Here is a 26,738-nt window from a genome sequence, read left to right on the forward strand (position 1 = left end):
GCTTCATCCATCCCGGAAGACATTCGCGCTGGTGCTACACGGTCGGGCGGTCGATGCTCGGACCATGCGTCCCGTACACAGCGCACTCGCCGTGCTCGTCGCCGCCGTCTGGGGCTTCAACTTCGTGGTCATCGAGATCGGCCTCGACCACTTCCCGCCCCTGCTGCTGTCCGCGCTGCGCTTCCTCGTCGCCGCCCTGCCCGCCGTGTTCTTCGTCGGGCGGCCCAAGGTCGCCTGGAAGTGGATCGTGGGGGTCGGGATCGCCCTCGGCGTCGCCAAGTTCGGGCTGCTCTTCACCGGCATGGACGCGGGGATGCCGGCCGGCCTGTCTTCCCTCGTCCTGCAGGTCCAGGCCGTCTTCACCGCCGCCCTCGCCGCCGTCGTTCTGCGCGAGCGGCCGGGCCGGGTACGGGTGCTGGGCATGGCCGTGGCGCTGGCCGGGATCGCGGTCGCCGCGGTGGACGGGGGGACCTCCGGGCCGGTGCTCGGCTTCACCCTGGTCGTGGCGGCCGCCGCCTGCTGGGGCGTGTCCAACGTCCTGACCCGGAGGGCCGCACCGCCCCACGCCCTGAACTTCATGGTGTGGGTGTGCACGGTGCCCGTGCTGCCGCTGCTCGCGCTCTCGCTGCTGCTGGAGGGGCCCGAGCGGGACCTGGCCGCGCTGCGCGCCCTCGACTGGTCCGGGGTGGCCGTCATCGGCTACGTCGCCTGGGTGTCCACCGTCTTCGGCTTCGTCGCCTGGAGCCACCTGCTGCGCCGCTACCCGGCCTCCTCGGTGGCCCCGTTCTCGCTGCTCGTCCCGGTGTTCGGCATGTCCTCCGCGGCCCTGGTGCTCGGGGAGTCCGTCTCCGGGCTGCGCTGGCTGGCGGCTGTCCTGCTGGTGGGCGGGGTGGCGCTGACCTCGCTGGCCCCCGCGCGCGCCGTGAACCGTACGGGGGTCGGTTCGGGCGTCAGCGCGGGGAGCCCTCCTGCAACGGCAGCCGCCAGTCCTGTCCCGTCAGGCTCACTCCGTACGAGCGGTGCGGCCGCTCCGCGATCAGGGTGAACCCGGCCCGCAGGTAGAGCTCGCGGGCCTCGGTCAGCACGTCGTTGGTCCAGAGCACCAGCTCGCGGTAGCCGACCGAACGGGCGAAGGCGACGACGGTGTCGACCAGCAGGGTGCCGACGCCGCGGCCGCGGCCCTTCGGGTCGACGAGGAGCAGCCGCAGCCGGGCGGTGCCGGGCGCGCCCTCCTCCCGTACGCACATCACCGAGCCGACGGGCCGGCCGTCCAGCTCCGCGATCCACACGCGTTCGAGGTAGGGGTCGTGGTCCTGGGCGAAGTCCGCGACGATCCGGGCGACCAGGCCCTCGAAGTCGCTGTTCCAGCCGTACTCGGCGGCGTACAGCGCGCCGTGGCGCTGCACGATCCACCCCAGGTCCCCCGGTTCCGGGTCGCGGAGCCGCACGCTCTCAGCCATGGGGTCAACTCTAGGGGGGTGGGCTCGGGGTGGGGCACCCGGAGGGGTTACTTCTTGCCGCTGCCGAGGATTTGGCCCAGCAGGTCGGCGAGGCCGCCGCCCGGGGCGGGGGAGGTGCCGGGAGCCGCGCCGGGAGCCGTGCCCGCCGCACCCGGAGCCGTGCCCGCCGCTCCGGCGCCCGCCGCCTTGCCGGAGGCGCGCCTGGCGAGGACCGCCAGCACCACCGGGATCAGCATCTCGATGACCCGGCTGACGGTGGCCGCGGGGATGCCGGTCTTCTTCGAGACGGCGCCGGCCACGGGCTTGCTCACCTTGGCCAGTACCCCCGCCATCATTCCGCCGCCGAGCAGGCCGCCGAGGCCCCCGAGCGTGGCCACGCCCTGCAGCGGCGGCTCGGCCACCTCGGCGAGGGCCTGGCGCACCTCCTCGCCGTCGGCGTCGTCCTCGGCGGCCTTCTGCTCGAGGTCTCCCGTCATGGTGCCGACGGTCTCGGAGACGGCCTCCTTGGCGCCGGCGGTGTCCGTACCGAGCAGGCCGGCGATCTCGGTCAGCCTGTCGTCGCCGAGTTCGCCCAGCACCTCGTCCTGGAATGAAGATTCGCTCATGCCGGAAACGCTACTTCTGTGCCGTTTCACCGGCACCTTGAGTAGGCATTGGGTAACGGAAACGTAAAGCTGTGGCTCCGGATGCAACCCTTCGGGCGCATCGAGGGTCGTATGTTGCGTCGGCGCTTCCGGGGAGGGATCTGGGGGGATCGGGAAGTCCGACACGGGAGGGGTAACCGTGAGGGGGTCCGGCCGCGAGGCGGGACCCCCTTTGCGTTGCCCCCGCCGCGCCCCCGGCATTGCCCTGCCGCGTTGTCCACAGGCCCGACGCGTTGTCGGCGCCGCCCGGTAGTTTCGGGTCATGGCAGCAGCAGAAGGGGCGTCGCGGGCGCTTCAACTGGCAGTGGTCGACGGCGTCCTCGAACGCATCACCTACGCCAACGAGGAGAGCGGGTACACGGTCGCCCGCGTGGACACCGGCCGCGGCAGCGGTGACCTGCTCACCGTGGTCGGCTCGCTGCTGGGCGCACAGCCCGGAGAGTCCCTGCGCATGGAGGGCCGCTGGGGCTCCCACCCGCAGTACGGCAAGCAGTTCACCGTGGAGAACTACCGCACCGTCCTCCCGGCGACGATCCAGGGCATCCGCCGCTACCTCGGCTCCGGCCTGATCAAGGGCATCGGCCCGAAGATCGCCGAGCGGATCGTGGACCACTTCGGCACCGACACCCTCGACGTCATCGAGGGCGAGCCGAAGCGGCTGATCGAGGTACCCGGGCTGGGCCCCAAGCGGACGAAGCTGATCGGCGCCGCCTGGGAGGAGCAGAAGGCCATCAAGGAGGTCATGGTCTTCCTCCAGGGGGTCGGCGTCTCCACCTCCATCGCCGTGCGCATCTACAAGAAGTACGCCGACGCCTCCATCTCCGTGGTGAAGAACCAGCCCTACCGGCTCGCCGCCGACGTCTGGGGCATCGGCTTCCTCACCGCCGACCGCATCGCCCAGGCCGTCGGCATCCCGCACGACAGCCCCGAACGGGTCAAGGCCGGCCTCCAGTACGCCCTGTCCCAGTCCACCGACCAGGGGCACTGCTTCCTCCCCGAGGACCGGCTCATCGCCGACGGGGTCAAGCTGCTCCAGGTGGACACGGGGCTGGTGATCGACTGCCTGGCCGAGCTCGCCGCCGATCCGGAAGGGGTCGTACGGGAGTCCGTACCGGATCCGCAGGGCGGGCCGGACCCGCTGACCGCCGTGTACCTGGTGCCCTTCCACCGGGCCGAGCTGTCCCTGGTGGGGCAGGTGCGCCGGCTGCTGTCCGCCGAGGACGACCGGATGCCCGGCTTCCGGGACGTGGACTGGGAGAAGGCCCTGGGCTGGCTCGCCGGGCGGACGGGAGCCACGCTCGCGCCCGAGCAGCGCGACGCGGTCAAGCTGGCGCTGACCCGCCGGGTCGCCGTCCTCACGGGCGGGCCGGGCTGCGGGAAGTCCTTCACCGTGCGCTCGATCGTCGAGCTGGCCCGGGCGAAGAAGGCCAAGGTGGTGCTGGCCGCACCCACCGGCCGGGCGGCGAAACGGCTGGCCGAGCTCACCGGGGCCGAGGCCTCCACGGTGCACCGGCTGCTGGAGCTCAAACCGGGCGGGGACGCGGCGTACGACCGCGACCGCCCCCTGGACGCGGACCTGGTCGTGGTCGACGAGGCCTCGATGCTCGACCTGCTGCTGGCCAACAAGCTGATCAAGGCGGTGGCGCCGGGGGCGCACCTGCTGCTGGTCGGCGATGTGGACCAGCTGCCCTCCGTCGGCGCCGGGGAGGTGCTGCGGGACCTGCTGGCCGAGGGCGGCCCGGTGCCCGCGGTGCGGCTGACCCGGATCTTCCGGCAGGCCCAGCAGTCGGGGGTGGTCACCAACGCCCACCGGATCAACACCGGATTGCCGCCGATCACGGACGGCCTGCCGGACTTCTTCCTCTTCCCGGAGGAGGACACCGAGGCGGCCGGAGTGCTGGCCGTGGACGTGGCGGCCCGGCGGATTCCGGCCAGATTCGGGCTCGACCCGCGGCGGGACGTCCAGGTGCTCGCCCCGATGCACCGCGGCCCGGCCGGCGCCGGAAACCTCAACGGGCTGCTCCAGCAGGCGATGACGCCGGCCCGGCCGGACCTGCCGGAGAAGCGGTTCGGCGGCCGGGTCTTCCGGGTGGGCGACAAGGTGACCCAGATCCGGAACAACTACGAGAAGGGCGCCAACGGCGTCTTCAACGGCACGGTCGGCGTGGTCACCGGCCTGGACGTGGACGAACAGCGCCTGACGGTACGGACGGAGGAGGACGAGGAGATCGTGTACGAGTTCGGGGAGCTCGACGAGCTGGCCCACGCGTACGCCGTCACCATTCACCGTTCACAGGGGAGTGAATATCCGGCGGTGGTGATCCCTGTCACGACCGGAGCCTGGATGATGCTCCAGCGCAACCTGCTCTACACGGCGGTGACCAGGGCGAAGAAACTGGTCGTCCTCGTCGGGTCCCGCAAGGCCCTCGGGCAGGCGGTGCGTACCGTTTCCGCAGGCAGGAGGTACACGGCGGTCGCTGCCAGGCTGTCCGGCCGGATACCGGTGGGAAACATCACCTAAATGATCGATCATTTGGGGTTCCCGCACCGGTGCGGAGGGGGCAGGATGAGCAGCTTGACGGCACTCAGTGCCGTCGAAAGCACCAAACGCCGACCCCGAGTGCACTCTCCTGCGCCAAATGGGGGAAGGTAGAGGCAGTCAGGGCACCTCGAAGAAGAGGCACTACGTCGGTGAGGGATGACGTGAGCGACAACTCTGTAGTACTCCGGTACGCGGACGGTGAATACACCTACCCGGTGGTCGAGAGCACCGTCGGTGACCAGGGCTTCGACATCTCGAAGCTGCGGGCCCAGACCGGGCTCGTCACCTTGGACAGTGGTTACGGCAACACCGCGGCCTACAAGTCCGCGATCACCTACCTCGACGGTGAGCAGGGCATCCTGCGTTACCGCGGCTACCCGATCGAGCAGCTGGCCGAGCGTTCGACCTTCATCGAGGTCGCGTACCTGCTGATCAACGGCGAGCTGCCGACCGTCGACCAGCTCGCGTCGTTCCGCAACGAGATCACCCAGCACACGCTGCTGCACGAGGACGTGAAGCGCTTCTACGACGGCTTCCCGCGGGACGCGCACCCGATGGCGATGCTGTCCTCCGTGGTCAGCGCACTGTCGACGTTCTACCAGGACAGCCACAACCCGTTCGACGAGACGCAGCGCAACCTCTCGACGATCCGGCTGCTGGCCAAGCTCCCGACGATCGCGGCGTACGCGTACAAGAAGTCGGTCGGCCACCCGGTGGTCTACCCGCGCAACGACCTCGGCTACGTCGAGAACTTCCTGCGCATGACCTTCTCCGTGCCGGCCCAGGAGTACGACCTGGACCCGGTCGTGGTCTCCGCGCTCGACAAGCTGCTGATCCTGCACGCGGACCACGAGCAGAACTGCTCGACCTCCACCGTGCGTCTGGTCGGTTCCTCGCAGGCGAACATGTTCGCCTCGATCTCCGCCGGCATCTCGGCCCTGTGGGGTCCGCTGCACGGTGGCGCCAACCAGTCCGTCCTCGAGATGCTGGAAGGCATCAAGAACGACGGCGGCGACGTCGACGCCTTCATCCGCAAGGTGAAGAACAAGGAGGACGGCGTCCGGCTCATGGGCTTCGGACACCGCGTCTACAAGAGCTTCGACCCCCGGGCGAAGATCATCAAGGCGGCGGCGCACGACGTCCTCTCGGCGCTCGGCAAGAGCGACGAGCTGCTCGACATCGCGCTCAAGCTGGAGGAGCACGCGCTGGCCGACGACTACTTCGTCGAGCGCAACCTCTACCCGAACGTGGACTTCTACACCGGTCTCATCTACCGGGCGATGGGCTTCCCCACCGAGATGTTCACCGTGCTCTTCGCGCTCGGCCGACTGCCCGGCTGGATCGCCCAGTGGCACGAGATGATCAAGGAGCCGGGTTCCCGCATCGGTCGCCCGCGCCAGATCTACACCGGCGAGGTCCTGCGCGACTTCGTTCCCGTAGAGGCCCGCTGACCCGAGGCCTTCCCGTCGCGCGGCGTGCGGCCGCGCGGCGGTGCCCCAGAGATGCGAGAAGCGCCCCGCCGTCGATCCCCCCACGGGTCGACGGTCGGGGCGCTTCCCTTTTCCCCGAAACGGATTCCCCCCACGGGACCCGAGCCGGGGCGTCGGTGTGCCGGGACCCGTTCGTCCGGGAGGGCCGCTCAAAGCCTCCCGCGGGTACGTGTCCCGGCCGGCGGATACCCACGGAAACCCCCCAGGTCTCCGTGAAACGTCCCCCAAGACGTTCTTGGTATCGCCCCATTAGACCCGCGACGACCCCGGATGGTTACGTTGCGGTCACTGTGATCTGCGTCTCCTGTGAAGGAAGTGTGCGGACCATGGGGAGGGGATCCGTCAGCGGAAGGACCGCAACCGGAGGCTGTTGGTCACCACGAAGACCGAGGAGAAGGCCATCGCGGCCCCCGCGATCATCGGATTGAGCAGACCGGCGGCCGCCAGCGGCAGGGCCGCCACGTTGTAGCCGAAGGCCCAGAACAGGTTGCCCTTGATCGTGGCCAGGGTCCGGCGGGAGAGCCGGATCGCGTCCGCCGCGACCCGCAGGTCGCCCCGGACGAGGGTCAGATCGCCCGCCTCGATGGCCGCGTCCGTGCCGGTGCCCATGGCCAGCCCCAGGTCGGCCTGGGCGAGGGCGGCCGCGTCGTTGACCCCGTCGCCGACCATGGCGACCGTACGGCCCTCGGCCTGGAGCCGGCGTACGACGTCCACCTTGTCCTGCGGAAGCACCTCGGCGATCACCTCGTCGATGCCCACCTCGCGGGCCACCGTCTCGGCGACGGCCCTGTGGTCACCGGTCAGCAGGACCGGGGTGAGGCCCAGCGCCCGGAGCCGGGCGACCGCCTCGGCGCTGGTCTCCTTGACCGCGTCGGCCACGGTCAGGACCCCGCGCGCCGCCCCGTCCCAGGCCACCAGGACGGCGGTGCTGCCCGCGGCCTCGGCGGCCGCCTTGGCCTCGGCGAGTCCGGCCGGCAGCCCGATCGACCAGTCGGCCAGCAGCCGCTCGCGGCCCACCAGGACGGCGTGGCCGTCGACCACGCCCTGGACGCCGAGCCCGGCGACGTTCTCGAAGGACTCCGGTACGGGAAGGGCGCCCGCCCGCTGCGCCGCCCCGGTGGCCACGGCCCGGGCGATCGGGTGCTCGGAGGCGTGCTCCAGGGACCCGGCGAGGCGCAGGAGTTCGCGCTCGTCGACGCCCGCGGCGGTGAAGACGCCGTCGAGGGTCATCCGGCCGGTGGTGACGGTGCCGGTCTTGTCCAGGACGACGGTGTCCACGCGGCGGGTGGACTCCAGCACCTCGGGGCCCTTGATCAGGATGCCGAGCTGCGCGCCGCGTCCGGTGCCGACCATCAGGGCGGTCGGGGTGGCGAGGCCCAGGGCGCAGGGGCAGGCGATGATCAGGACGGCCACGGCGGCGGTGAAGGCGGCGGTGGGGTCGTCGGTGATGAGCAGCCAGGTGATCCAGGTGCCGAGCGCGAGCGCCAGGACGACGGGCACGAAGATCCCGGAGACCTGATCGGCGAGGCGCTGCACCTCGGCCTTGCCGTTCTGCGCGTCCTCCACCATCTTCGCCATCCGGGCCAGCTGGGTGTCGGCCCCGATCCGGGTGGCCTCGACGACCAGGCGTCCGGAGGTGTTGACGGTGGCTCCGGTGACGGAGTCGCCCGCGGTGACGTCGACCGGCACGGACTCGCCGGTCAGCATGGAGGCGTCCACGGCGGAGCTGCCCTCGACGACGGTGCCGTCGGTGGCGATCTTCTCGCCGGGGCGGACGACGAACCGGTCGCCGACCGCGAGCGAGCCCACCGGGATCCGTACCTCCTGGCCGGCGCGCAGGACGACGACGTCCTTGGCGCCCAGTTCCATCAGGGCCCGCAGGGCCGCGCCCGCCTTCCGCTTGGAGCGGGCCTCCAGGTAGCGGCCCAGCAGGATGAAGGAGACGACGCCGGCCGCCACCTCCAGGTAGATGGCGGAGGAGCCGTCGGTGCGGGAGATTCCGAAGTCGAATCCGTGCCGCATGCCGGGCATGCCCGCGTGGCCGAAGAACAGGGCCCACAGCGACCAGGCGAAGGCGGCCAGCGTGCCGACCGAGACCAGGGTGTCCATGGTGGCGGCGCCGTGCCGGGCGTTGGTCCAGGCGGCCTTGTGGAAGGGGAGGCCGCCCCAGATGACGACGGGGGCCGCGAGGGTCAGGGAGAGCCACTGCCAGTTGTCGAACTGGAGGGCGGGGACCATCGCCAGCAGGACGACGGGCACGGCGAGCGTGACGGAGACCAGCAGTCGTTGCCGCAGGGCGGCGAGCACCGGGTCGGCAGCCGTCGCCCCGTCCCCGGTCCGTACCGCTTCGGTGGCGGCGTCGGCTTCCGGGGCGGGCGGCGGCGGGGGCTCCTCGGCGGTGTAGCCGGTCCTGACGACGGTCGCGATCAGGTCGGCGACCCGGACGTCACCGGTGTAGGAGACGTGGGCCTTCTCGGTGGCGTAGTTCACCGTGGCCTCGACGCCGTCCATCCGGTTGAGCTTCTTCTCGATGCGGGCGGCGCAGGAGGCGCAGGTCATCCCGCCGATCGAGAGTTCGACCGCCGCTATCGGTCCGTCGTGCACTGTGCTGCTGGTCATGTTCCGGCTCCAGGGGGATGGCCGGGCCGTACGGGACCAGTATGAGCTGGCCGGCACGGCCCGGCAGGGTTCCGCGGGGCTGCCGCGGGTGCCGTGCGGGAGGGCGGGCCGCTCAGACCTGTCCGGCGAACTCGTAGCCGGCCTCGTCCACGGCGGCGCGGACGTCCTCGTCCGCGAGCGGGGCGGCGGAGACCACGGTGACCTCGCCCGTCGCGGCGACGGCCTTGACGGTGCTGACGCCCGGCAGGGCGGAGATCTCGGTGGTCACCGCGCCCTCGCAGTGTCCGCAGGTCATGCCGGTCACCCGGTAGACGGTGGTGGTCTGGGTGTCCGTCTCGGCGGTCATGTCGTTCTCCTCTTCAGGGGCGTGTGCCGGTCACCGGGAGGGGTGGCCGATGGCTCCACCGTCCTCCCGACTCTTCGAGACTATACCCCTGGGGGGTATGAATGCGAGCGTCCGCTCCCAGTCTTTCGAACCGTGTGGGAAAGCTGGCCGGTATGGGTGAACTGTACGTAAATGGCTGATATGGATCACTCGGGAAGCCTCGTCCTGATCATGGCCGCGGCCGTACTCGCCCCCCTGCTCGCCTACGGGGTCTCGCGCTGGCTGTCGGTTCCGCTGGTCATCTTCGAGATCCTGCTCGGCATCCTGATCGGCCCGGACGTGCTCGGCTGGGCCGGGACGGGCGAGGTGATCGACGTACTGAGCCGGCTCGGACTGGCCATGCTGATCTTCCTGGCCGGGTACGAGATCCGGTTCGACCGGGTGAGGGGGGACACCCTCAAGCGCTCGGTGTGGGCCTGGCTGATCACGCTCGCCCTGGGCCTGGGCATCGGGACCCTGCTCGCGCAGGGCGGCGGCTTCACCAAGGGCGTGTACGTGGGCACCGCGCTCACCAGCACCGCGCTGGGCGCCGTCCTGCCCATCCTCAGGGACACCGGGGACCTTCAGGGCCGGTTCGGGACCGTGATGATGGCGATGGGCGCGGTGGGCGAGTTCGGGCCGATCATCGCCATGTCGCTGCTGCTGAGCGGGCGGGCACCGGCCGGCTCCGCTGCGCTCCTGGTGGTCTTCGCGCTGCTGACGGCGGCTGCGGTGTTCTGGGCGCTGCGGCCCAAGCCGCCGTGGCTCTCGCGGGTCATCGCCAGGACCCTGCACAGCAGTGCGCAGTTCGCCGTACGGCTGGTCCTCCTGCTGCTGGTGGCGATGCTGGCGCTGTCCGAGGTGCTCGGACTCGACGTACTGCTCGGCGCCTTCGCGGCCGGACTGATCACGCGGCTGGTCCTGGAGGGGGCGGCGCCGGAGAGCAGTGGGACCGTGCTGTCGAAGGTGGAGGCCATGGGCTTCGGTTTCCTCGTGCCGCTGTTCTTCGTGGTCACGGGGATCGAGTTCGATCTGCGGGCGCTGCTGTCGGGCGGACGGCCGCTGGCGCTGCTGCCGGTCTTCCTGCTGCTGTTCCTCGTGGTGCGCGGGCTGCCGATCCGGCTGCTGGCGCCGCGCGACCTGGGGCGGCCGGAGCGGTCGGCCCTGGTGCTGTTCGGGTCCACCGCGCTGCCGCTGGTGGTGGCCATCACGACGCTGGGCGTGGACGACGGGATGATGGCGCCGGGGGAGGCGGCGGCGCTGGTGGGGGCCGGGATGGTGTCCGTCCTGGTGTTCCCGCTGGTGGGGCTGCGGCTGCTGGCCCGCGGGCAGGGCCCGGAGGGCGCCGAGGTGGTGCGGGCCGGCCGGGCCGGGCGGGTCAGCGAGGGGGAGTCGTGGTGAGCATCGGCTCCAGGTAGCGCAGCAGGACGGTCTTGAGCTCGGCGGTGTAGGCGGCGCGCTCGTCGCCCTCGTGGGCCAGGATCAGGTCGAGGGACGACTTGAAGATGCCCAGGATCATGTTCGAGACGTGGGCGAGCTCGTGGGCCGTGGCCCCGGGGCAGAAGTCGCGCAGCACGGCCTCGATCCGGGTGAGCAGTCCTTCGTGCAGTTCCTCGTGCTCCTGGGCGATGCCGGGGACGCCGGTGCCGTGCATGAGGGCCCAGAAGGCCGGATTCTCGCAGTTGAAGGCGATGACCGGGTCGAGGACGGCGTCGAGCAGCTCGGGCAGGGGGCGCTGGAGGTTCTCGGGGCGGAAGGCCTGGCCGTGCGTCTCGTGGGCGCGCTGGAGCAGTTGGCCGCCGAGCTCGATCGCGATGGCCTCCTTGTTCGGGAAGTACTGGTAGAGGGTGCCCGGGGACACGCCCGCCTCACGCGCGATGGCGTTGGTGCTGGCGGCGGCGTAGCCGGTACGGCAGAACACGCCGGCGGCGGCGGCCAGCAGCTGGGAGATCCGGCGTTCGCCGCGGGCCTGGCGGCGGCGCGGGGTGGTGGGCGTGGTGGCGGAGCTCTTGGCGGCGGTGGAGCCCTTGGTCCCCTTTTCGATGTTTTTGCCCGTGGGTGTCCCCGGCATGTCCAATCCCCTGCTTCCCGTGGGTGATTGACAAACGCGAGAGATCGCTCGCATTCTTGGAAAACGCGAGCGACTGCTCGTGTTTGCCAGTCTATGTGGCCTGGCAATCACGGTGAAGGGGACACCGAGTCATGTCCGAAGTCAAGAATCCGCCGTCCTCCCGGACGGACGGGGGGTGGACCCGGTTCGTCACGGCCCGGCCGCGGCTCACGCTGCTGCTCGCCCTGCTGGTCACGGCTCTCGCCGTGGTCGCGGGCGGCGGCGTCGCCGACCGGCTGGGAAGTGGCGGCTGGGAGGACCCGGGCGCCCGGTCCACCTACGCCGCGCGGGCCCTGGAACGCGAGTTCCCGCACTCCGAGCCCAACCTGCTCCTGCTCGTCGACGCCACGGCGGGCACCGCCGGAGTGGACGACCCCGCCGTCGCCGCCGAGGCCGAGCGGCTCACCACCACCCTCGCCGCCGAACGGGGGGTCGTCGGCGTCGGCTCGTACTGGCGCGCGCAACTGCCCACGCTGCGTTCCGAGGACGGCCGGCAGGCACTGATCGTCGCCCGCGTCCAGGGCGACGAGAAGACGGCCACCGCGACGCTGGAGCGCATCGCCCCGCACTATGAAGGCGAGCACGGCCCGGTGCGGGTGTCGCTCGGCGGCCCCGCCGCGGTGCAGCGCGAGGTCACCGAGACCATCCAGGAGGACCTGCTGCGCGCCGAGCTCATCGCGCTGCCGGTCACCCTCGTGCTGCTCGTCCTCGTCTTCGGCAGCGCGGTCGCCGCACTGCTCCCGCTGGGCGTCGGCATCGTGGCCATCCTCGGCACCAATGCCGTCCTGCGCGGTCTCACCGAGGTCACCGACGTCTCCGTCTTCGCCCAGAACCTGACCACCGCGCTCGGCCTCGGACTCGCCATCGACTACGCCCTGTTCATCGTCCGCAGGTTCCGCGAGGAACTCGCCGCCGGGCGCGACCCGGTGGCTGCCGTCGGGGCCACCCTGCGCACCGCCGGGCGCACCGTGCTCTTCTCGGCGCTCACCGTCGCCGTCTCGCTCTCGGCGATGCTCTTCTTCCCGATGTACTTCCTGCGCTCCTTCGCCTACGCCGGGGTCGCGGTGGTGCTGCTCGCGGCGGCCGCCGCGCTGATCCTGCTGCCGGCCGCGCTGGTGCTCCTCGGCGAGCGTGTCAACGCCCTCGACCTGCGCCGGATGTGGCAGCGCCGCCGTCCCGGCGCCGCCGCCGCGGCCGCGCCGACGGGCAAGGGCTGGGGGTGGACGGCCGCCCTCGTGATGCGACGCGCCCCGGTGTTCGCCGTGGCCACCACCGTGGGCCTGCTGCTCCTCGGACTGCCCTTCATCGGAGTCAAGTTCGGCACGGTCGACGACCGGCAGCTCCCGAAGGACGCTCCCTCCCACGTGGTGCAGGAGCAGATCCGGCACCACTTCCCGAACAGCCCGGGCGGCGGTCTCACCGTGCTCGTCGAGGGATCGCCCGGACCCGACCGCCTCGCGGCCTACCGGGACCGGCTGGCCGCCCTGCCCGGAGTGATCCGGGTCGACGGGCCGATCGACTCCACGACGGGAAGCGCGTACTCCTCCCTCTCGGTCGCCGTGGAGGGCGAGAGCGTGGGGGAGCGGGCCCAGGACCTGGTCGACGAGGTCCGCGCCGTGGACCCCGGCTTCAAGACCTCGGTGACCGGACAGGCGGCCGTCCTCGTGGACGCCCAGAAAGCCATCGCGGGCGCCCTGCCCGCGGCGGCTGCCCTGGTGGTCCTGGCGACGCTGCTGCTGGTGTTCCTGCTCACCGGAAGCCTGCTGATACCCCTGCAGGCGGTACTGCTCAACGCCCTCAGCCTGACCGCGATGTTCGGGGCGGTGGTGTGGGTGTTCCAGGAGGGCCACCTCTCGGGGCTCCTCTCCTTCACCGCCACCGGTGACATAGAGACCACCCTGCCGGTGCTGATGTTCTGCATCGCCTTCGGACTCTCCATGGACTACGGGGTGTTCCTCATATCCCGTATCAAGGAGGAGTACGACCGGACCGGCGACCACGAGAGCGCCGTCCGGACGGGGCTGGCCCGCACCGGCGGGCTGATCACCGCGGCCGCCGTGATCCTGGCGGTGGTGATGGTGGCCATCGGCACCTCCCGGGTGACCAACACCAAGATGCTGGGGCTCGGGATCGCGCTGGCGGTCCTGATGGACGCCATGGTCGTCCGCAGCCTCCTGGTCCCGGCGGTGATGAAGCTGACCGGCCGGGCCACTTGGTGGGCGCCCGCCCCGCTGCGCCGGCTGCACGAGAGGTTCGGCCTGAGCGAGGGGGAGGCCGCGCCCCCGAGGCCGGAGGCGGACCGGATACCCGTCGGAGCCGGGGCGTAGGCGCCGGCCCGGTGCCGGGTGAGGGGGCCCGTGGCGGCCCCCTCACCGGCACTGGGGTCAGTCCTCCTCGCGCCGGCCCCGGTTTCCGGGCCGGCGGGCCACCCAGGCGCGCACGGTGTCGGCGTACCAGTAGGGCTTGCCCCCTTCCACATGGTCGGGGGCGGGGAGCAGTCCGTGCTTGCGATAGGAGCGCACGGTGTCCGGCTGGACCCGGATGTGGGCAGCGATCTCCTTGTACGACCACAGCTGTCGGTCGCTCATGCTGGACACCTCCTTGTCCACGCCGCGGGGCCGGCCGGGAGGCCGTCGGGGGAGCCGGCGCGTGGACACTGACGATCACTCGAGTTGTGCCCGGGGAACGACACGGAGTAAGGACAGGGGAGGGCCTGTCGACTGCCTGTGACGGAACACCCGCGTAATGCGGACATGCGTGACAGAACGGGGACCCCTGTGACAAGGGCGCCACAGGGGCCCGGTGAGGCAGGAAGGAGCGGGCGTCAGCCGTACAGGGCCGGGCGCTCCACCAGTTCCACCACGGTCCGTACGCCGCTGCGGGCCGCCGCGATCCCCGCCTCGGAGACGGCGGCCGCCGCGTAGCCGTCCCAGGCGTCGGGCCCCGCCACCCGGCCGTGCCCGGCCGCGGCCACCCAGCTGCGAAGCTGCCGGTCGTAGGCATCGGCGAAGCGCACCGTGAAGTCCTGGTCGATCGCGCCGCCCCAGCGGCCCGCCGACTGGACCACCATGGCGTGGCCGTCGCCGATCCGGGCACTGCCCGCCTCGCCGACCGCCTCGCACTGCACCTGGTAGCCGAAACCGCAGTTGACGAAGATCTCCACATCGACGACGGCCCCGCCGGACGTCTCCAGCAGCACCAGCCGGGGATCGCTCAACCCCTCGGGAGCGGCCGCCGAGGGCCGGGGGGAGAGCACGGTGACCGCGGTGATCTCCTGCCCCAGCAACCAGCGGGCCGCGTCCACCTCGTGCACCACCGAGTCGCTGATCAGCATGTCGCTGGTGAAGAACGACGGCGAGGAGGCGTTGCGGTGCCGGCAGTGCAGGAAGAGCGGACGCCCGATCCCGTCCGCGTCCAGCAGTTGCTTCAGCCGTTCGTACTCCGGGTCGTACCGCCGCATGAAGCCCACCTGCACCAGGCGCCGTCCCAGCCGCTGCTCGGCCTCCATCACGCGCAGCGCCCCCGCCGGGTCCGGGGTCAGCGGCTTCTCGCACAGCACCGGCAGCTCCCGCTCCAGCGCGTGCAGGATCGCCTCCTCGTGGGCGGGGCCGGGCGAGGCGATCAGGACGGCCTCGACCCCGGGGGCGGCTATCGCGGCCGCGGGGTCGGTGTGCGCCGACGCCCCGTCCAGGGTGCCCGCGACCTCCTTGACCCGGTCCCCGTCCGGGTCGGCCACGGCCACCACGCGGGCCCCGCCGACCGTCCGCCCGATCCGGCGCACGTGGTCGGCGCCCATCTTCCCGGTGCCGATGACGGCGATGCCGAGCGTGCTCATGTCGTACTCCTCTTCCTTCCGAAGGATCAGCGGGCGCCGCAGGAGCGGAGGTAGTCGCGGGTCCGCCGGGCGATCGGCAGCGGCCGGTCCGGCGGACAGGGGTACATGTCCTGCTCCACGATGGCGAAGAGGTCCACGTCCAGACGCTGCGCCGCCGCGAGCACCGGCTCCAGCGCGGGCACCCCCGAGGGCGGTTCGCACATCACCCCACGGCCCACCGCCGGCCCGAAGGGCAGCCCCTCGGCGACGACTTCGGCGAGGATCCGCGGATCCACCTGCTTGAGGTGGAGGTAGCCGATGCGTTCGGCGAAGGCCTCGATCGCCCGGACGCTGTCGCCGCCGCAGTACGCGTAGTGCCCCGTGTCCAGGCAGAGGGAGACGAGGCCGGGGTCGGTGGCGTCCAGGAAGCGGGCCACGTTCGAAGGCGTGTCGATGTGGGTGTCGGCGTGCGGATGGACGACGATCCGCAGCCCGTACCGGTCCTGGACCTCCCGGCCGAGGCGCTCGGTCTGGGAGGCCAGTTCACGCCATTGGGCGGGCGTGAGGGTGCGGTCCTCCAGTACCTCCCCGGTCTTGTCGTCCCGCCAGAAGGAGGGGATGACGACGAGATGGGCCGCGCCCATGGCCCGGGTGAGCGCCGCGATCCGCGACACGTGCTCCCAGGTGTCCTCCCACACGGCGGGCCCGTGATGGAGTCCGGTGAAGACGGTTCCGGCCGAGACGCGCAGCCCGCGCTTGGCCGTTTCCTCGGTGAGGCGGGCGGGATCGGTGGGCAGATAGCCGTAGGGGCCGAGCTCGATCCACTCGTACCCGGCGTCGGCGACCTCGTCGAGGAACCGTTCCCAGGGGGTCTGCCGGGGGTCGTCGGGAAACCAGACACCCCAGGAGTCCGGGGCCGAACCGATGCGGATACGGGTCAACGCGGGCGGGGAGGACGTCATAACGGCCACCTTAGGGTGGAGGACCAACGGGAGGACTGACTGTGACCGGCACCGGCGATCCGCTCGCCTTCGACCTGATCACGATGGGCCGGATCGGGGTGGATCTCTACCCGCTGACGACCGGCATTCCACTGGCCGAGGCGGAGACCTTCGGCAAGTTCCTCGGCGGCTCCCCGGCCAACGTGGCCGTTGCGGCGGCCCGGCTGGGCCGGCGGGTGGCGGTGATCACCCGTACTGGCGCGGACCCCTTCGGCGGGTACCTTCGCGCCGAGCTGCGGCGGTTCGGGGTGGACGAACGGTGGGTGTCCGAGGTCCCCGGGCTGCCGACTCCCGTCACCTTCTGCGAGATCTTCCCGCCGGACCATTTCCCGCTGTACTTCTACCGGTTGCCGAAGGCCCCGGACCTGGAGATCGCGGTGGACGAGGTGGACCTGGCGGCGGTACGGGCGGCCCGTGTGTTCTGGATGACGGGCACGGGCCTGAGCGAGGAGCCCTCGCGGGCGGCGACGCTGGCGGCGCTGGAGGCCCGCGCGCGGACGGGGACGACGGTCTTCGACCTGGACTGGCGGCCGATGCTGTGGCGGGAGAAGCCCGAGCCGTTCTACGAGCGGGCTCTGCGGTCCGCGACGGTGGCCGTGGGCAACGTGGAAGAGTGCGCGATCGCCACGGGCGAGTCGGACCCGTACGCGGCGGCGCGGGCGCTGCTCGCGGCGGGCGTGGAGCTGGCGGTGGTCAAGCGCGGACCGGAGGGCGTGCTGGCGGTCCACCGCGACGGGACGGTCGCGGAGGTGGCACCGGTGCCGGTGGAGGTGGTCAACGGGCTGGGCGCGGGGGACGCGTTCGGCGGGGCACTGTGCCACGGGCTGCTGGCGGGGTGGGAACTGGAGACGGTGATGCGGTACGCGAACGCGGCCGGGGCGATCGTCGCCTCGCGGCTGGCGTGTGCGGTGGCGATGCCGTTCGCGGACGAGGTGGAAGAGGTGGTGGGACGTGCCGGTGGTGTCTGAGTGGCGGATGGAGTGGACGAGGTTGAAGGTCCTCGACCTGGCCCCGGGGGAGATGTACGCGCACCCGTGCGGGGAGTCGGAGTGGATCGTGCTCCCGTTGTCGGGCGCGTGCGAGGTCCGCTGCCGGGCGCTGTCTCATCAAGCCCCGCCGGCGTTTGAGGCGCGGGGGTTCGGGGGCAGCGCCACCGCAGCGGAGCCGCAGGTGTTCCAACTGCATGGGAGGTCCGGGGTGTTCGACGGGGTCAGTGACTTCGCGTACCTGCCCCGGGACGCGCAAGCGGAGATCCGCTCGGCCGCCGGCGGGCGGTTCGCCCTCGCCGGGGCCCGGTGCGAGCGCGAGCTCCCCGCCGGGTACGGCCCCGCCGAAGCCGTCCCCGTGGAGCTCCGCGGCGCCGGCCACTGCTCCCGCCAGGTCAACAACTTCGCCGCCGCCGACACCTTCCCCGCCGACCGCCTCATCGCCGTCGAGGTGCTCACCCCCGGCGGCAACTGGTCCTCGTACCCGCCCCACAAGCACGACGAGCACCACCCCGGCGAGGAGTCCCGCCTGGAGGAGATCTACTACTTCGAGATCGCCCCGCACGGGGACACCCCCGGGCTCGGCTATCAGCGCGTCACCCCCTCCCCGGCGGGGAAGACCGACATCCTCACCGAGGTGCGCACCGGGGACGCGGTTCTGATCCCCGACGGCTGGCACGGCCCGTCCATCGCCGCCCCCGGGCACGACATGTACTACCTGAACGTGATGGCCGGACCGGACGCCACCCGGGAGTGGCTGATCCGGGACCACCCCGACCACGGCTGGATCCGCGGCAGCTGGGACGGCCAGGACATCGACCCCCGGCTCCCCTTCCCGTCCCACCACCGAGCGGAGGACCCCCGGTGAGGCTCACCGTCGCGCAGGCGCTCGTCCGTTTCCTGTCCCGCCAGTACACCGAGCGCGACGGGCACCGGCACCGGCTGATCGCCGCCACCTGGGGGATCTTCGGGCACGGGAACGTGGCGGGCATCGGCCAGGCACTGCTGGAGAGCGGGCCGGAGGCCATGCCCTTCCTCCAGGGCCGCAACGAGCAGGCCATGGTGCACGCCGCCGTCGGGTACGCCCGCCAGTGCGGCCGGCTCTCCGCGCACGCCGTCACCACCTCCATCGGGCCCGGCGCCACCAACCTCGTCACCGGCGCCGCCCTCGCCACGATCAACCGGATCCCGGTGCTCCTGCTCCCGGGGGACACCTTCGCCACCCGGCCCGCCGACCCCGTCCTCCAGCAGCTGGAGGTGCCCTACGCCGGGGACATCTCCGTCAACGACACCCTGCGGCCCGTCTCCCGCTTCTTCGACCGGATCGCCCGGCCCGAGGCCCTGATCCCGGCCGCGCTCCAGGCCGTACGGGTGCTCACCGACCCCGTGCAGACCGGCGCCGTCACCCTCGCGCTCCCGCAGGACGTGCAGGCGCAGGCGTACGACTGGCCCGAGGAGTTCTTCGCCGAGCGGGTGTGGGGCGTGCGCCGGCCGCGGCCCGACCGGCACGAGCTGGCCCGCGCCGCCGAGGCCGTACGGGGCTCCGTGCGCCCGCTGATCGTCGCCGGCGGCGGGATCCGGCACAGCGAGGCCCGCGCGGCCCTGGCCGCCTTCGCGGAGGCCACGGGGATCCCGGTGGCCGTCACCCAGGCGGGCAAGGGCGTCCTGCCGTACGGGCATCCCGCCGACGTGGGCGGGATCGGCCACACCGGGACCTCCACCGCCGCCGCGCTCGCCCGGGAGGCCGACCTCGTCATCGCCGCCGGGACCCGGCTGAGCGACTTCACCACCGCCTCGGCGACCCTCTTCCAGCACCCGGCCGTCCGGTTCGTCGGCCTCAACCTCGACCCGTACGACGCCCACAAACTCGCCGCCCTGCCCCTGGTCGCCGACGCCCGCGAGGGGCTCGACGAGCTGCGGGGCGCCCTCGCCGGTCACCGTACGGACCCGGCGTACGGGGAGCGGTACGCGGCGGAGCGGGCCCGCTGGGAGAGCCGCGTCGAGCGGGCGTACGCCGTCGCGGAGGCCGACGAGGACGCTCCGCCCACCCAGGCCCAGGTGCTCGGGCTGCTCGACGCCCTCGTCGACGACACCGACATCCTGATCAACGCGGCCGGATCCCTCCCCGGCGACCTGCACAAGCTGTGGCGGGCCCGGTCGCACGACCAGTACCACGTGGAGTACGGGTACTCCTGCATGGGCTACGAGATCCCCGCGGCCATCGGGGTGGCGCTGGCCGCGCCCGGCCGGCCGGTGTGGGCGCTGGTCGGCGACGGGACGTACCTGATGAACCCGACCGAGATCGTCACGGCCGTCCAGGAGGGGCTCCCGGTCAGGGTGGTGATCCTCGACAACCACGGCTACGCCTCCATCGGCGGCCTGTCGGATGCGGTGGGCGGCGAGGGCTTCGGCACCGCCTACCGCTTCCGGGCGCCCGATTCCGGGTATACGGAAGACCCGCTTCCGGTGGACCTCGCGGCCAACGCGGGCTCCCTCGGGATGGCCGTGATCCGCGCCCGCACCACGCGTGACCTGCGCGAAGCCCTCGCCGAGGCCCGTTCGGCGACGCGTCCCACATGTGTCTACGTACAGACCCGAACGCCCGACACTGTGTCGGGCCCACCCCCGGCACAGGCGTGGTGGGATGTTCCTGTGGCCGAGACCGCGACCCGCAAGGCCGCTGCCACGGCCCGTGAAGAGTACGACCGGCAAGCCGCGCAGCGACGTCGCCATCTGTGAAGGAGCAAGGCATGAAGACCGTCAACCACTGGATCGGTGGCAAGACCGTCGAGGGCGCGTCGGGCAACTACGGCCCGGTCACCGACCCGGCCACCGGCGAGGTCACCACGCAGGTCGCGCTCGCCTCGGCCGACGAGGTCGACGCGGCCGTACAGGTCGCCAAGGAGGCCTACCTCACCTGGGGGCAGTCCTCGCTGGCCGCCCGCACCAAGGTGCTGTTCGCCTACCGCGCCCTGCTGGACGCCAACCGCGACGCCATCGCCGCCCTGATCACCGCCGAGCACGGCAAGGTCCACTCGGACGCGCTGGGCGAGGTCGCCCGCGGCCTGGAGATCGTCGAGCTGGCCTGCGGCATCACCACGCAGCTCAAGGGCGAGCTGTCCACGTCGGTCTCCAACCGGGTGGACGTCTCCTCGATCCGCCAGCCGCTGGGCGTCGTCGCGGGCATCACCCCCTTCAACTTCCCGGCGATGGTCCCGATGTGGATGTTCCCGCTGGCCGTGGCCTGCGGAAACACCTTCATCCTCAAGCCGAGCGAGAAGGACCCGTCGGCCGCCAACAAGCTCGCCGAGCTGGCGAGCGAGGCCGGTCTGCCGGCGGGCGTGCTGAACGTGGTCCACGGCGACAAGGTGGCCGTGGACGCGCTGCTCGCCCACCCCGGCATCGCGGCCGTCTCCTTCGTCGGCTCGACCCCGATCGCCCGCCACATCCACACCACCGCCTCGGCCAACGGCAAGCGCGTCCAGGCCCTGGGCGGCGCCAAGAACCACATGCTGGTGCTGCCGGACGCCGACCTGGACGCCGCCGCCGACGCGGCCGTCTCCGCGGCCTACGGCTCGGCCGGTGAGCGCTGCATGGCGATCTCCGCCGTGGTGGCCGTCGGTGCGATCGGCGACGAGCTCGTCGACAAGATCCGCGAGCGTGCCGAGAAGATCAAGATCGGCCCCGGCAACGACCCGACCTCCGAGATGGGCCCGCTGATCACGGCCGCCCACCGCGACAAGGTCGCCTCGTACGTGAAGGGCGCGGCCGACCAGGGCGCGGAGGTCGTCCTCGACGGCACCGGCTTCACGGTCGAGGGCAACGAGAACGGCCACTGGATCGGCCTGTCCCTGCTGGACCGGGTGAAGACCGACTCCGACGCCTACCGCGACGAGATCTTCGGCCCGGTGCTGTGCGTGCTGCGCGCCGAGACCTACGAGGAGGGCGTGGCCCTCATCAACGCCTCGCCGTTCGGCAACGGCACCGCGATCTTCACCCGCGACGGCGGCGCCGCGCGCCGCTTCCAGCTGGAGATCGAGGCCGGCATGGTCGGCGTCAACGTCCCGATCCCGGTGCCGGTGGGCTACCACTCCTTCGGTGGCTGGAAGGACTCGCTCTTCGGCGACCACCACATCTACGGCAACGACGGCATCCACTTCTACACCCGCGGCAAGGTCGTCACGACCCGCTGGCCGGACCCGGCCGAGGGCCACATCGGCGTGGACCTGGGCTTCCCCCGCAACCACTGACCGCGCGGACCCCGTAGGCCGTCTCGCCCCCCGCAACCCTCACCGCGGGGGGCGAGTTCCGTTTTTCGGCGGGCGTCAGAACCTCGACCAGACGTCCGCCGCGGCCTGGGCGCCCCAGACCACGTCGCCGTGGCCGTAACCGGGGACCACGCTGAAGGTCACCCGCTCGTTGCCGCCCGCGCGGATCAGCTCCGCGCCGCGCGGCTGGTCGCCCCGGCCCAGCTCGGCGTTGACCCAGGCCACCTCGGCGCGGATCCGGTCCCAGGCGATCCCGTACAGCTCGTCGTCGCCCGCCCAGACCGCGGCGAGGTCCCGCATCAGGGCGGTCGGGACGAGGCCGCTGCCGAGGGCGGCGGTGGCCGCGTGCCAGACGGCCAGCGGGGTGTGGGCCAGCTCGAACCGGTCCTCCGCGGGAGTGGGGCCGAAGGCGTGGCTCCCGGCGCTGTGACCCCGGACGTAGATCCAGTTCGCCGGGCCGGGGAGGGCGGCCGTGCGGACCAGCGCGTAGTGGGCAAGTCCCGCGTGGGTGAAGCGTCGGGATGGGTCCGGCGGCCAGGGCACCGGGGAGACGCCGTCCGGATCGGCCACCGCCTTCGCGATCGCGGCCGCGAGCCCCGGATCGACGGTGGTGACGCCCTGCGCGAGCTGGGTGGCGTACGCGTCCCGCGTCGCGGCCGCCCGCAGTGCCAGGTCACCCGTGTACGGCCCGGTCGTGTCCAGGGCCACCACCCGGCGCAGCCGCGGCGAGGTGTCGTGCGAGGCGGCGTCCAGGGCGAGGGCCGCCCCGGCGGAGTGCCCCGCGTAGGTGTAGGGCAGCCCCAGTACGGAGTCCAGCGCGCGCACCACCCCGGCCAGGTCCCGGCGGTGCGCCGCGAGCCCCCACTCGGCGGTGATGTCGGCCGCGGTGGCGGCGTCCTCGCGCGGGGTGACCCCGACGACGAGCAGACCCCGGCGGCGCAGTGCGTGGGCGAGGTTGCCGCGGCCCGGGCCGCTCGGGGTGAAGAACTCCGCCGCGAAGTTCAGCCCGCCGCCGGGCAGCAGGTAGACGATCCCCTGCGGGGCCCGCACGGTGTCCGCGATCACGTCCACCGTGACGGGCGCGGGGCCGCCGTCGTCGAGCGGGAGGGTCAGCCGGATCCAGCCGTTGCCGGGCAGGTAGGCGGCGGTGCCGGTGCCCAGGGCCCGCTCGATGCGGGTCAGCAGCCCCGTGCCCTTCCCCGCGTCGTCGTGCCGTTGTTCCATTGCAGGTGCCCCCCTCGCGACGGTGAGGCCGAATACCGTCACCCGGGGACACCTTCGCCGGTCAGCGGGTTCCAGCCAAGTCCGGGACGGGCTCAGGATGTTCGCCCTTGGCGTGATGGCGGCGGCGCAGGACCCACACCGTGGCGCCCGCGCCCGCCAGCACCAGGAGCAGGCCCACGGCCGGCCAGGGCACGGCGACGAACTCCGTCGCGGACTCCGAGACCAGATCGGGGTGGGCCGCCGCTCCGGCCGTGACCTTGACGGTCACCCAGTCCGACTGGGGCGCGTCGGGCCACGGTTCGGTCAGCTCGATCCGCTGGCCCGGCAGCAGCGACAGCTTCAGCTCGCGGGCGGGCCGGTTCAGCACCTCGCGCCCGAACAGCCCCTCGGCGGAGACCGCCACCCTGGGCTCGACGACCACGTTGCCCCGGTTGACCAGCGCGTACGACACGGTGGCGCGGGCGTTGTCGACCCAGGGCAGCAGTGGCGCCGACCGGCTGACCCGTACGTCCTCCACGCTCAGCCCCGCCGTGATGGGTCCCGGCACCCGGAAGTACAGCCGGGCGCCCACCGAGCGCTTGACCCCGACCTGGACCTTGCCCTCCTTCTGCACGCCCTCCACGGCGGTGCCCAGGGCGACGATCCCGCCGACGTGGTCACCGGGCGTCGCGTCCGCCGGCACCCTCACGGTGAACGGGATGTCCTTGCGGCCCTTGGCGGGCACGGTGACGGTGCTCGCGGCCTCCGGTGCCAGGGCGATCCACGCGCCGATGTCCTTGGGCCGGGTCTCCACCGGCAGCAGCGCGAAGGCGCCGCCCGCCGGGGTGTTCACGGCGTCCGTGGCGAAGACCTGGAAGGTCAGTTCCCGGTCGGAGGAGTTCAGGATCGTGACGCTGTCGCCGAGCGTGCTCCCGGCCGCGCCCTGGTGGAAGAAGTACGCGCGGTCGGTCATGGCCGCACCGGCCGCGGGCGTCGGGAAGACCCCCCACGTGCCGTTGTCGGCGGCCGTCGCCGCGGTGGCCGGCAGCAGGCCCGCGCCGAGCAGCAGGCCGAGGAGCAGACCGTACAGGAGGGCGCGGGTGCGGCTTCGGGTGCGGCTACGGGGGCGCATGGGCGGTCTCCAGTCGGCGCGGAAAGGGGAAAGGGGTGGTGCGGCGCCGGAGCGCCGCACCACCCTGGTCGAGCGGGCCGTACGGGTCAGGCGATCGAGAAGGTCACGACCGTCTGATAGGTGTCGGCGAACATGAAGGGCGGGAGCTGGATCATTCCGGCGCCGCCGACGGCGAACTCGCCACCGGTCAGCTCGTCCCCGCCGGCGGCCTGGGAGGCCACCTTCATCGGGACGTCGGAGATCGCGCCGGGGGTGCCCGCGGTGCAGGTGGACGGGCTGTCCGGGTTGGTGACGGTGCAGGACGGCTGGATGCCGATCTGCGCCTTCGCCATCGAGTGGCCGGTGGTCTGGTTCAGGAACGGCGTACGCGTCGCCGTCACGTCCCAGCCGAGCGAGCCGCCGCGGAAGTCCTGGACGGTCGCGGCGTTGAAGACGCCGACCACCGACTGGGCCTTGCCGTTGATGGTGACCGCGCCGAAGTTGACGGCCGGCTGGCCGTCCTTGGGGCCGAGGGCCAGCGGTCCGGGCAGGACCTCGACGTCGACCGGGTTCTTCACACCGGCCTGCTCCTCCAGGAAGACGAAGGCCTTGTACGGGGTGATCGAACCGTCGATCCGGATCGCGTCGGCCTTCTTGGTGACCGTGATGTTGCAGGTGGCGGCGCCGGACGCGTCCGCCGTACCGGTACCGGTGTCACCGGTCGCCGTCCCCGCGAGCAGGGCGGAACAGGCGACGGGGCCGGCCGGGAAGTTGGCGCCGGTCACGGCGACGGCGGTGCCCGCCGGGCCGCTGTTGGGCGTCAGCTTCGTGGTGACCGGGTCCTTGGGCAGGGCCTCGACCGCGACCGATCCGAGCGAGGCGCTCGGGCGGGGGGCCGGGGTGCAGGTGGTGGTGAAGACCGAACCGGAGAGGTCCGCGTCGGTCACCGCCAGGTCGAGGGCGACCTGGACCGTGGTGCCTTCGGTGCCGTCCGGGATCTTGATCGTTCCGGAGAACGCCTTGGGGTCGAGCGGCTGCCCGGCCACGACGGAGACGGTCTCCGGCGGGCTGGTGACCACCTGCGTGGTGGTCCCGACCTTGAGGGTGATCTTGGAGGTGTTCACCGTGGTGACGGAGAACGAGGGGATCAGGGGGCTCGCACCCGGGTCGATCGTGATCGGGACGACGTCGCCGGCCTTGGCGCCGTCGGGCAGGGTCACCGTGTAGTTCTGGTTGCCCGAGCCGTCCGGCTGCGGCGCCGGGGCGTCGCAGTTCTCGAAGACGGCCGTGGTCTTGGTCGCGGCCTGCGCGGATCCCGTCAGGGCCACCACGCCGCCCGTCAGGGCCAGAGACAGGGCTCCCGCCCCGGCCAGCACTCTTCGTCTGAGCATTCTCGTACTCACTGGGTCGCGACTCCTTCGTCATGACGAACCCCTCCCCCCACCCGCTGTGTGGGGGAGGCCGAGCCGGTGCGGTGGCCGATATTGACGCGTCGCCGTGATGAGAAGTCAATGACTTGCTTTCGCCCGAAGCACACAGAAATTGATGGGCCATCAGGGAGAGTCTGATGGCCCATCGGATACCGACTGGTCGGGGTGGGTGGGAAGAGACGGGCTAGGCCGTCTCTTTCGGATCTTGTCGGCCGGGCCCGCGGCGTCCGGTGCCGTGCCCGGCAAGGCGGAGGGGCGCCCGTGTACTGGACGTACTCGGGCGCCCCGACAACGCGGCCGGGTGCGGCACCGGACGCCGAGGGCCCGGCAAGATCGGAAAGAGCCGGCCTAGCGGCCGGTGGGGGTGTGGAGCAGCCGGTTCGGGGTGCCTGCCGGGAGGCCGGTGATCCGGTCGGGCACGGCGCTGTGCAGCAGTTCCTGGGACACCTGCGCCGGGGTGCGCGCCGTACCGCGTGCCAGGACGAGGGCGGCGACGCCGGCCACGTGCGGGGTGGCCATCGAGGTGCCGGAGGCTCGGGCCGTGGCGGTGGTGGAGCCCTTCCAGGCCGAGGTGATGCCCACGCCGGGCGCCGACAGGTCCACGCAGCGGCCGTGGTTGGAGAACGGCGCCCGCCGGTCCCGGGCGTCGGTCGCGCCGACCGTGATGGCCTGCGGGACGGCGGCCGGGGATCCGGAACAGGCGTCCCGGCCGTCGTTCCCGGCGGCCACGGTGAAGGTGATCCCGGAGGCGACGGCCCGGCTCACCGCCGCGTCGAGCGCGTAGCTGCGGCTGCCGCCGATGCTCATATTGGCCACGGCCGGGGTGGCAGGGGCCTTGGCGGCGTCCTTCACCACCCAGTCGAGACCCTTGAGCATGGCCGACAGGGCGGCGCCACCACGGCAGTCGGCCACCTTCACGCCGACGAGCGAGACCCCCTTGGCGACCCCGTACGTCTGCCCGCCCACGGTTGCCGCGACGTGCGTGCCATGGCCGTTGCAGTCGCGGGAGCTGCCGAGGAACACCGCGTTGTAGCCGTTGCGGGCGCGGCCGCCGAACTCCACGTGCCCGGTGTTGATGCCGGTGTCGACGACGTAGACGGTGACGCCCTCGGCCCGGGTGGGGTACGTGTACGAGCCGTCGAGCGGGAGTTCGCGCTGGTCGATGCGGTCCAGGGACCAGGGTGCGGGCGCCTGCGGCTGGGTCTGAGGCGTGTCGGTGGTGCCGGTGGTGCCGGTGGTGCCCGTGGTGTCCGTGGTGTCCGTGGTGTCCGTGGTGTGGAACTCCGCGTCCGGCTCCACGGAGGCCACCCGGGGGTCGGTGGCCAGGGCGGCGGCCCGGGCGGCCGTGGTGCGGACGGCGAAGCCGTTCAGGGCCGCCTCGTAGACGGGTCCGAGCTCGTCCCCGGCGTCCACGGCCTCGGCGGCCAGGGTGTGGGTCGGGGCGCGGGAGGTGGTGTCCTTGAGGACGACGACGTAGGGGGCGGTGGCGTCCGGGCCGGGAGTCGAAGGGGAGCCGGTGACGGTGGCTGCGAGCAGGGCGGCGGCGGGGAGGAGCGCGGCGAATGCGGTCATGCGGCCGATGCTCTGCGAGCGGCGGCGCGGGCGCGCGGAGGGTGCGCCGAGTGGACGCACGACACGCCGCCGCCCGGGCGTATCCGCGCGCGCCGGCGCCCGGCGGCGGACGCCCGGCGGCCGC

At 72.3% G+C, this 26,738-nt stretch carries 20 protein-coding genes and 1 pseudogene; 9 read left to right on the forward strand and 12 right to left on the reverse strand.

Annotation, left to right across the window (positions count from 1 at the left end):
- Positions 1-64 precede the first annotated feature (64 nt).
- Positions 65-1,045 carry an EamA family transporter gene (locus tag OG373_RS25180; RefSeq protein WP_405440487.1) on the forward strand — a complete coding sequence of 327 codons (981 nt, stop codon included), beginning with the start codon at positions 65-67 and terminating at the stop codon, positions 1,043-1,045.
- On the opposite strand, the pseudogene OG373_RS25185 reads toward OG373_RS25180, so the two are convergent.
- Positions 951-1,463 (reverse strand): annotated as a pseudogene (locus OG373_RS25185) (GNAT family N-acetyltransferase); the annotation flags it as partial. The gene OG373_RS25180 and the pseudogene OG373_RS25185 overlap by 95 nt on opposite strands.
- Positions 1,464-1,507: 44 nt before the next feature.
- Positions 1,508-2,065 carry a DUF937 domain-containing protein gene (locus OG373_RS25190; RefSeq protein WP_405440488.1) on the reverse strand — a complete coding sequence of 186 codons (558 nt, stop codon included), beginning with the start codon at positions 2,063-2,065 and terminating at the stop codon, positions 1,508-1,510.
- 301 nt (positions 2,066-2,366) lie between these two features.
- Here OG373_RS25190 and OG373_RS25195 point away from each other — a divergent pair, with 301 nt between their 5' ends.
- Positions 2,367-4,625: an ATP-dependent RecD-like DNA helicase gene (locus OG373_RS25195; RefSeq protein WP_405440490.1), complete on the forward strand. Its 2,259-nt coding sequence runs from the start codon at positions 2,367-2,369 to the stop codon at positions 4,623-4,625.
- 182 nt (positions 4,626-4,807) lie between these two features.
- Positions 4,808-6,097, forward strand: a complete 1,290-nt coding sequence (locus tag OG373_RS25200; protein ID WP_052871576.1) for a citrate synthase — start codon at positions 4,808-4,810, stop codon at positions 6,095-6,097.
- Between the two features lie 381 nt (positions 6,098-6,478).
- On the opposite strand, the gene OG373_RS25205 is transcribed toward OG373_RS25200, so the two are convergent.
- Both OG373_RS25205 and OG373_RS25210 read right to left on the reverse strand, forming a co-directional pair.
- Positions 6,479-8,755 carry a heavy metal translocating P-type ATPase gene (locus OG373_RS25205; RefSeq protein ID WP_405440492.1) on the reverse strand — a complete coding sequence of 759 codons (2,277 nt, stop codon included), beginning with the start codon at positions 8,753-8,755 and terminating at the stop codon, positions 6,479-6,481.
- Between the two features lie 112 nt (positions 8,756-8,867).
- Positions 8,868-9,101 (reverse strand): heavy-metal-associated domain-containing protein, encoded by a 234-nt coding sequence (locus OG373_RS25210; protein WP_030384770.1) that lies wholly within the window; start codon positions 9,099-9,101, stop codon positions 8,868-8,870.
- A 180-nt stretch (positions 9,102-9,281) separates the two neighbouring features.
- Here OG373_RS25210 and OG373_RS25215 point away from each other — a divergent pair, with 180 nt between their 5' ends.
- Positions 9,282-10,520, forward strand: coding sequence for a cation:proton antiporter (locus OG373_RS25215; protein WP_405444198.1), 1,239 nt, complete (start codon positions 9,282-9,284; stop codon positions 10,518-10,520).
- On the opposite strand, the gene OG373_RS25220 is transcribed toward OG373_RS25215, so the two are convergent.
- Entirely contained in the window at positions 10,498-11,190 is a 693-nt protein-coding gene (locus OG373_RS25220; protein WP_405440494.1) for a TetR/AcrR family transcriptional regulator, read from the reverse strand. The two genes, OG373_RS25215 and OG373_RS25220, sit on opposite strands and share 23 nt — an antisense overlap.
- Positions 11,191-11,321: 131 nt before the next feature.
- Here OG373_RS25220 and OG373_RS25225 point away from each other — a divergent pair, with 131 nt between their 5' ends.
- Positions 11,322-13,556 carry an MMPL family transporter gene (locus tag OG373_RS25225; protein WP_405440496.1) on the forward strand — a complete coding sequence of 745 codons (2,235 nt, stop codon included), beginning with the start codon at positions 11,322-11,324 and terminating at the stop codon, positions 13,554-13,556.
- A gap of 57 nt (positions 13,557-13,613) precedes the next feature.
- On the opposite strand, the gene OG373_RS25230 is transcribed toward OG373_RS25225, so the two are convergent.
- The 3 genes from OG373_RS25230 to OG373_RS25240 all read right to left on the reverse strand — a co-directional run bounded on the left by OG373_RS25230 (position 13,614) and on the right by OG373_RS25240 (position 16,005).
- Positions 13,614-13,817: a helix-turn-helix transcriptional regulator gene (locus OG373_RS25230; RefSeq protein ID WP_405440497.1), complete on the reverse strand. Its 204-nt coding sequence runs from the start codon at positions 13,815-13,817 to the stop codon at positions 13,614-13,616.
- A gap of 236 nt (positions 13,818-14,053) precedes the next feature.
- Positions 14,054-15,064 (reverse strand): Gfo/Idh/MocA family protein, encoded by a 1,011-nt coding sequence (locus OG373_RS25235; protein ID WP_405440499.1) that lies wholly within the window; start codon positions 15,062-15,064, stop codon positions 14,054-14,056.
- 26 nt (positions 15,065-15,090) lie between these two features.
- A complete protein-coding gene (locus OG373_RS25240; RefSeq protein ID WP_405440501.1) occupies positions 15,091-16,005 on the reverse strand; it encodes a sugar phosphate isomerase/epimerase family protein in 915 nt (304 codons plus the stop codon).
- Between the two features lie 41 nt (positions 16,006-16,046).
- Between OG373_RS25240 and iolC the strand changes: the two genes are divergently transcribed.
- From iolC to OG373_RS25260, 4 genes are read left to right on the forward strand one after another with little or no spacing between them, the layout of a single operon-like run.
- Positions 16,047-17,012, forward strand: coding sequence for a 5-dehydro-2-deoxygluconokinase (gene iolC, locus OG373_RS25245; RefSeq protein ID WP_405440502.1), 966 nt, complete (start codon positions 16,047-16,049; stop codon positions 17,010-17,012).
- Positions 17,013-17,019: 7 nt separating this feature from the next.
- A complete protein-coding gene (gene iolB, locus OG373_RS25250; protein ID WP_405444199.1) occupies positions 17,020-17,898 on the forward strand; it encodes a 5-deoxy-glucuronate isomerase in 879 nt (292 codons plus the stop codon).
- The gene (gene iolD / locus OG373_RS25255) at positions 17,895-19,769 is read left to right on the forward strand and encodes a 3D-(3,5/4)-trihydroxycyclohexane-1,2-dione acylhydrolase (decyclizing) (protein ID WP_405440504.1); all 1,875 of its coding nucleotides are present in this window, start codon (positions 17,895-17,897) and stop codon (positions 19,767-19,769) included. The genes iolB and iolD overlap by 4 nt, the downstream gene beginning before the upstream one ends.
- Before the next feature lie 11 nt (positions 19,770-19,780).
- Positions 19,781-21,280 carry a CoA-acylating methylmalonate-semialdehyde dehydrogenase gene (locus OG373_RS25260; protein ID WP_405440506.1) on the forward strand — a complete coding sequence of 500 codons (1,500 nt, stop codon included), beginning with the start codon at positions 19,781-19,783 and terminating at the stop codon, positions 21,278-21,280.
- 75 nt (positions 21,281-21,355) lie between these two features.
- Here OG373_RS25260 and OG373_RS25265 read toward each other — a convergent pair whose 3' ends face one another.
- From OG373_RS25265 to OG373_RS25280, 4 genes are all read right to left on the reverse strand, one after another.
- A complete protein-coding gene (locus OG373_RS25265; RefSeq protein ID WP_405440508.1) occupies positions 21,356-22,522 on the reverse strand; it encodes a hypothetical protein in 1,167 nt (388 codons plus the stop codon).
- A gap of 61 nt (positions 22,523-22,583) precedes the next feature.
- On the reverse strand, positions 22,584-23,633 hold the full coding sequence (locus OG373_RS25270; RefSeq protein ID WP_405440510.1) for a WxL protein peptidoglycan domain-containing protein: 1,050 nt from the start codon (positions 23,631-23,633) through the stop codon (positions 22,584-22,586).
- A gap of 86 nt (positions 23,634-23,719) precedes the next feature.
- A complete protein-coding gene (locus OG373_RS25275; protein ID WP_405440511.1) occupies positions 23,720-25,003 on the reverse strand; it encodes a hypothetical protein in 1,284 nt (427 codons plus the stop codon).
- 387 nt (positions 25,004-25,390) lie between these two features.
- Positions 25,391-26,614, reverse strand: coding sequence for a S8 family peptidase (locus tag OG373_RS25280; protein ID WP_405440512.1), 1,224 nt, complete (start codon positions 26,612-26,614; stop codon positions 25,391-25,393).
- Positions 26,615-26,738 lie beyond the last annotated feature (124 nt).

The organism is Streptomyces avidinii (genome assembly GCF_045161815.1).
Classification (GTDB): domain Bacteria; phylum Actinomycetota; class Actinomycetes; order Streptomycetales; family Streptomycetaceae; genus Streptomyces; species Streptomyces avidinii.

Bases quoted from the DNA above. Each gene is read 5' to 3' on its own strand.
- OG373_RS25180 (WP_405440487.1), top strand. From the start codon at position 65: ATGCGTCCCGTACACAGCGCACTCGCCGTGCTCGTCGCCGCCGTCTGG.
- OG373_RS25190 (WP_405440488.1), bottom strand. From the start codon at position 2,065: ATGAGCGAATCTTCATTCCAGGACGAGGTGCTGGGCGAACTCGGCGAC.
- OG373_RS25195 (WP_405440490.1), top strand. From the start codon at position 2,367: ATGGCAGCAGCAGAAGGGGCGTCGCGGGCGCTTCAACTGGCAGTGGTC.
- OG373_RS25205 (WP_405440492.1), bottom strand. From the start codon at position 8,755: ATGACCAGCAGCACAGTGCACGACGGACCGATAGCGGCGGTCGAACTC.
- OG373_RS25210 (WP_030384770.1), bottom strand. From the start codon at position 9,101: ATGACCGCCGAGACGGACACCCAGACCACCACCGTCTACCGGGTGACC.
- OG373_RS25215 (WP_405444198.1), top strand. From the start codon at position 9,282: ATGGATCACTCGGGAAGCCTCGTCCTGATCATGGCCGCGGCCGTACTC.
- OG373_RS25220 (WP_405440494.1), bottom strand. From the start codon at position 11,190: ATGCCGGGGACACCCACGGGCAAAAACATCGAAAAGGGGACCAAGGGC.
- OG373_RS25225 (WP_405440496.1), top strand. From the start codon at position 11,322: ATGTCCGAAGTCAAGAATCCGCCGTCCTCCCGGACGGACGGGGGGTGG.
- OG373_RS25230 (WP_405440497.1), bottom strand. From the start codon at position 13,817: ATGAGCGACCGACAGCTGTGGTCGTACAAGGAGATCGCTGCCCACATC.
- OG373_RS25235 (WP_405440499.1), bottom strand. From the start codon at position 15,064: ATGAGCACGCTCGGCATCGCCGTCATCGGCACCGGGAAGATGGGCGCC.
- OG373_RS25240 (WP_405440501.1), bottom strand. From the start codon at position 16,005: ATGACGTCCTCCCCGCCCGCGTTGACCCGTATCCGCATCGGTTCGGCC.
- iolB (WP_405444199.1), top strand. From the start codon at position 17,020: ATGGAGTGGACGAGGTTGAAGGTCCTCGACCTGGCCCCGGGGGAGATG.
- OG373_RS25260 (WP_405440506.1), top strand. From the start codon at position 19,781: ATGAAGACCGTCAACCACTGGATCGGTGGCAAGACCGTCGAGGGCGCG.
- OG373_RS25265 (WP_405440508.1), bottom strand. From the start codon at position 22,522: ATGGAACAACGGCACGACGACGCGGGGAAGGGCACGGGGCTGCTGACC.
- OG373_RS25270 (WP_405440510.1), bottom strand. From the start codon at position 23,633: ATGCGCCCCCGTAGCCGCACCCGAAGCCGCACCCGCGCCCTCCTGTAC.
- OG373_RS25275 (WP_405440511.1), bottom strand. From the start codon at position 25,003: ATGCTCAGACGAAGAGTGCTGGCCGGGGCGGGAGCCCTGTCTCTGGCC.
- OG373_RS25280 (WP_405440512.1), bottom strand. From the start codon at position 26,614: ATGACCGCATTCGCCGCGCTCCTCCCCGCCGCCGCCCTGCTCGCAGCC.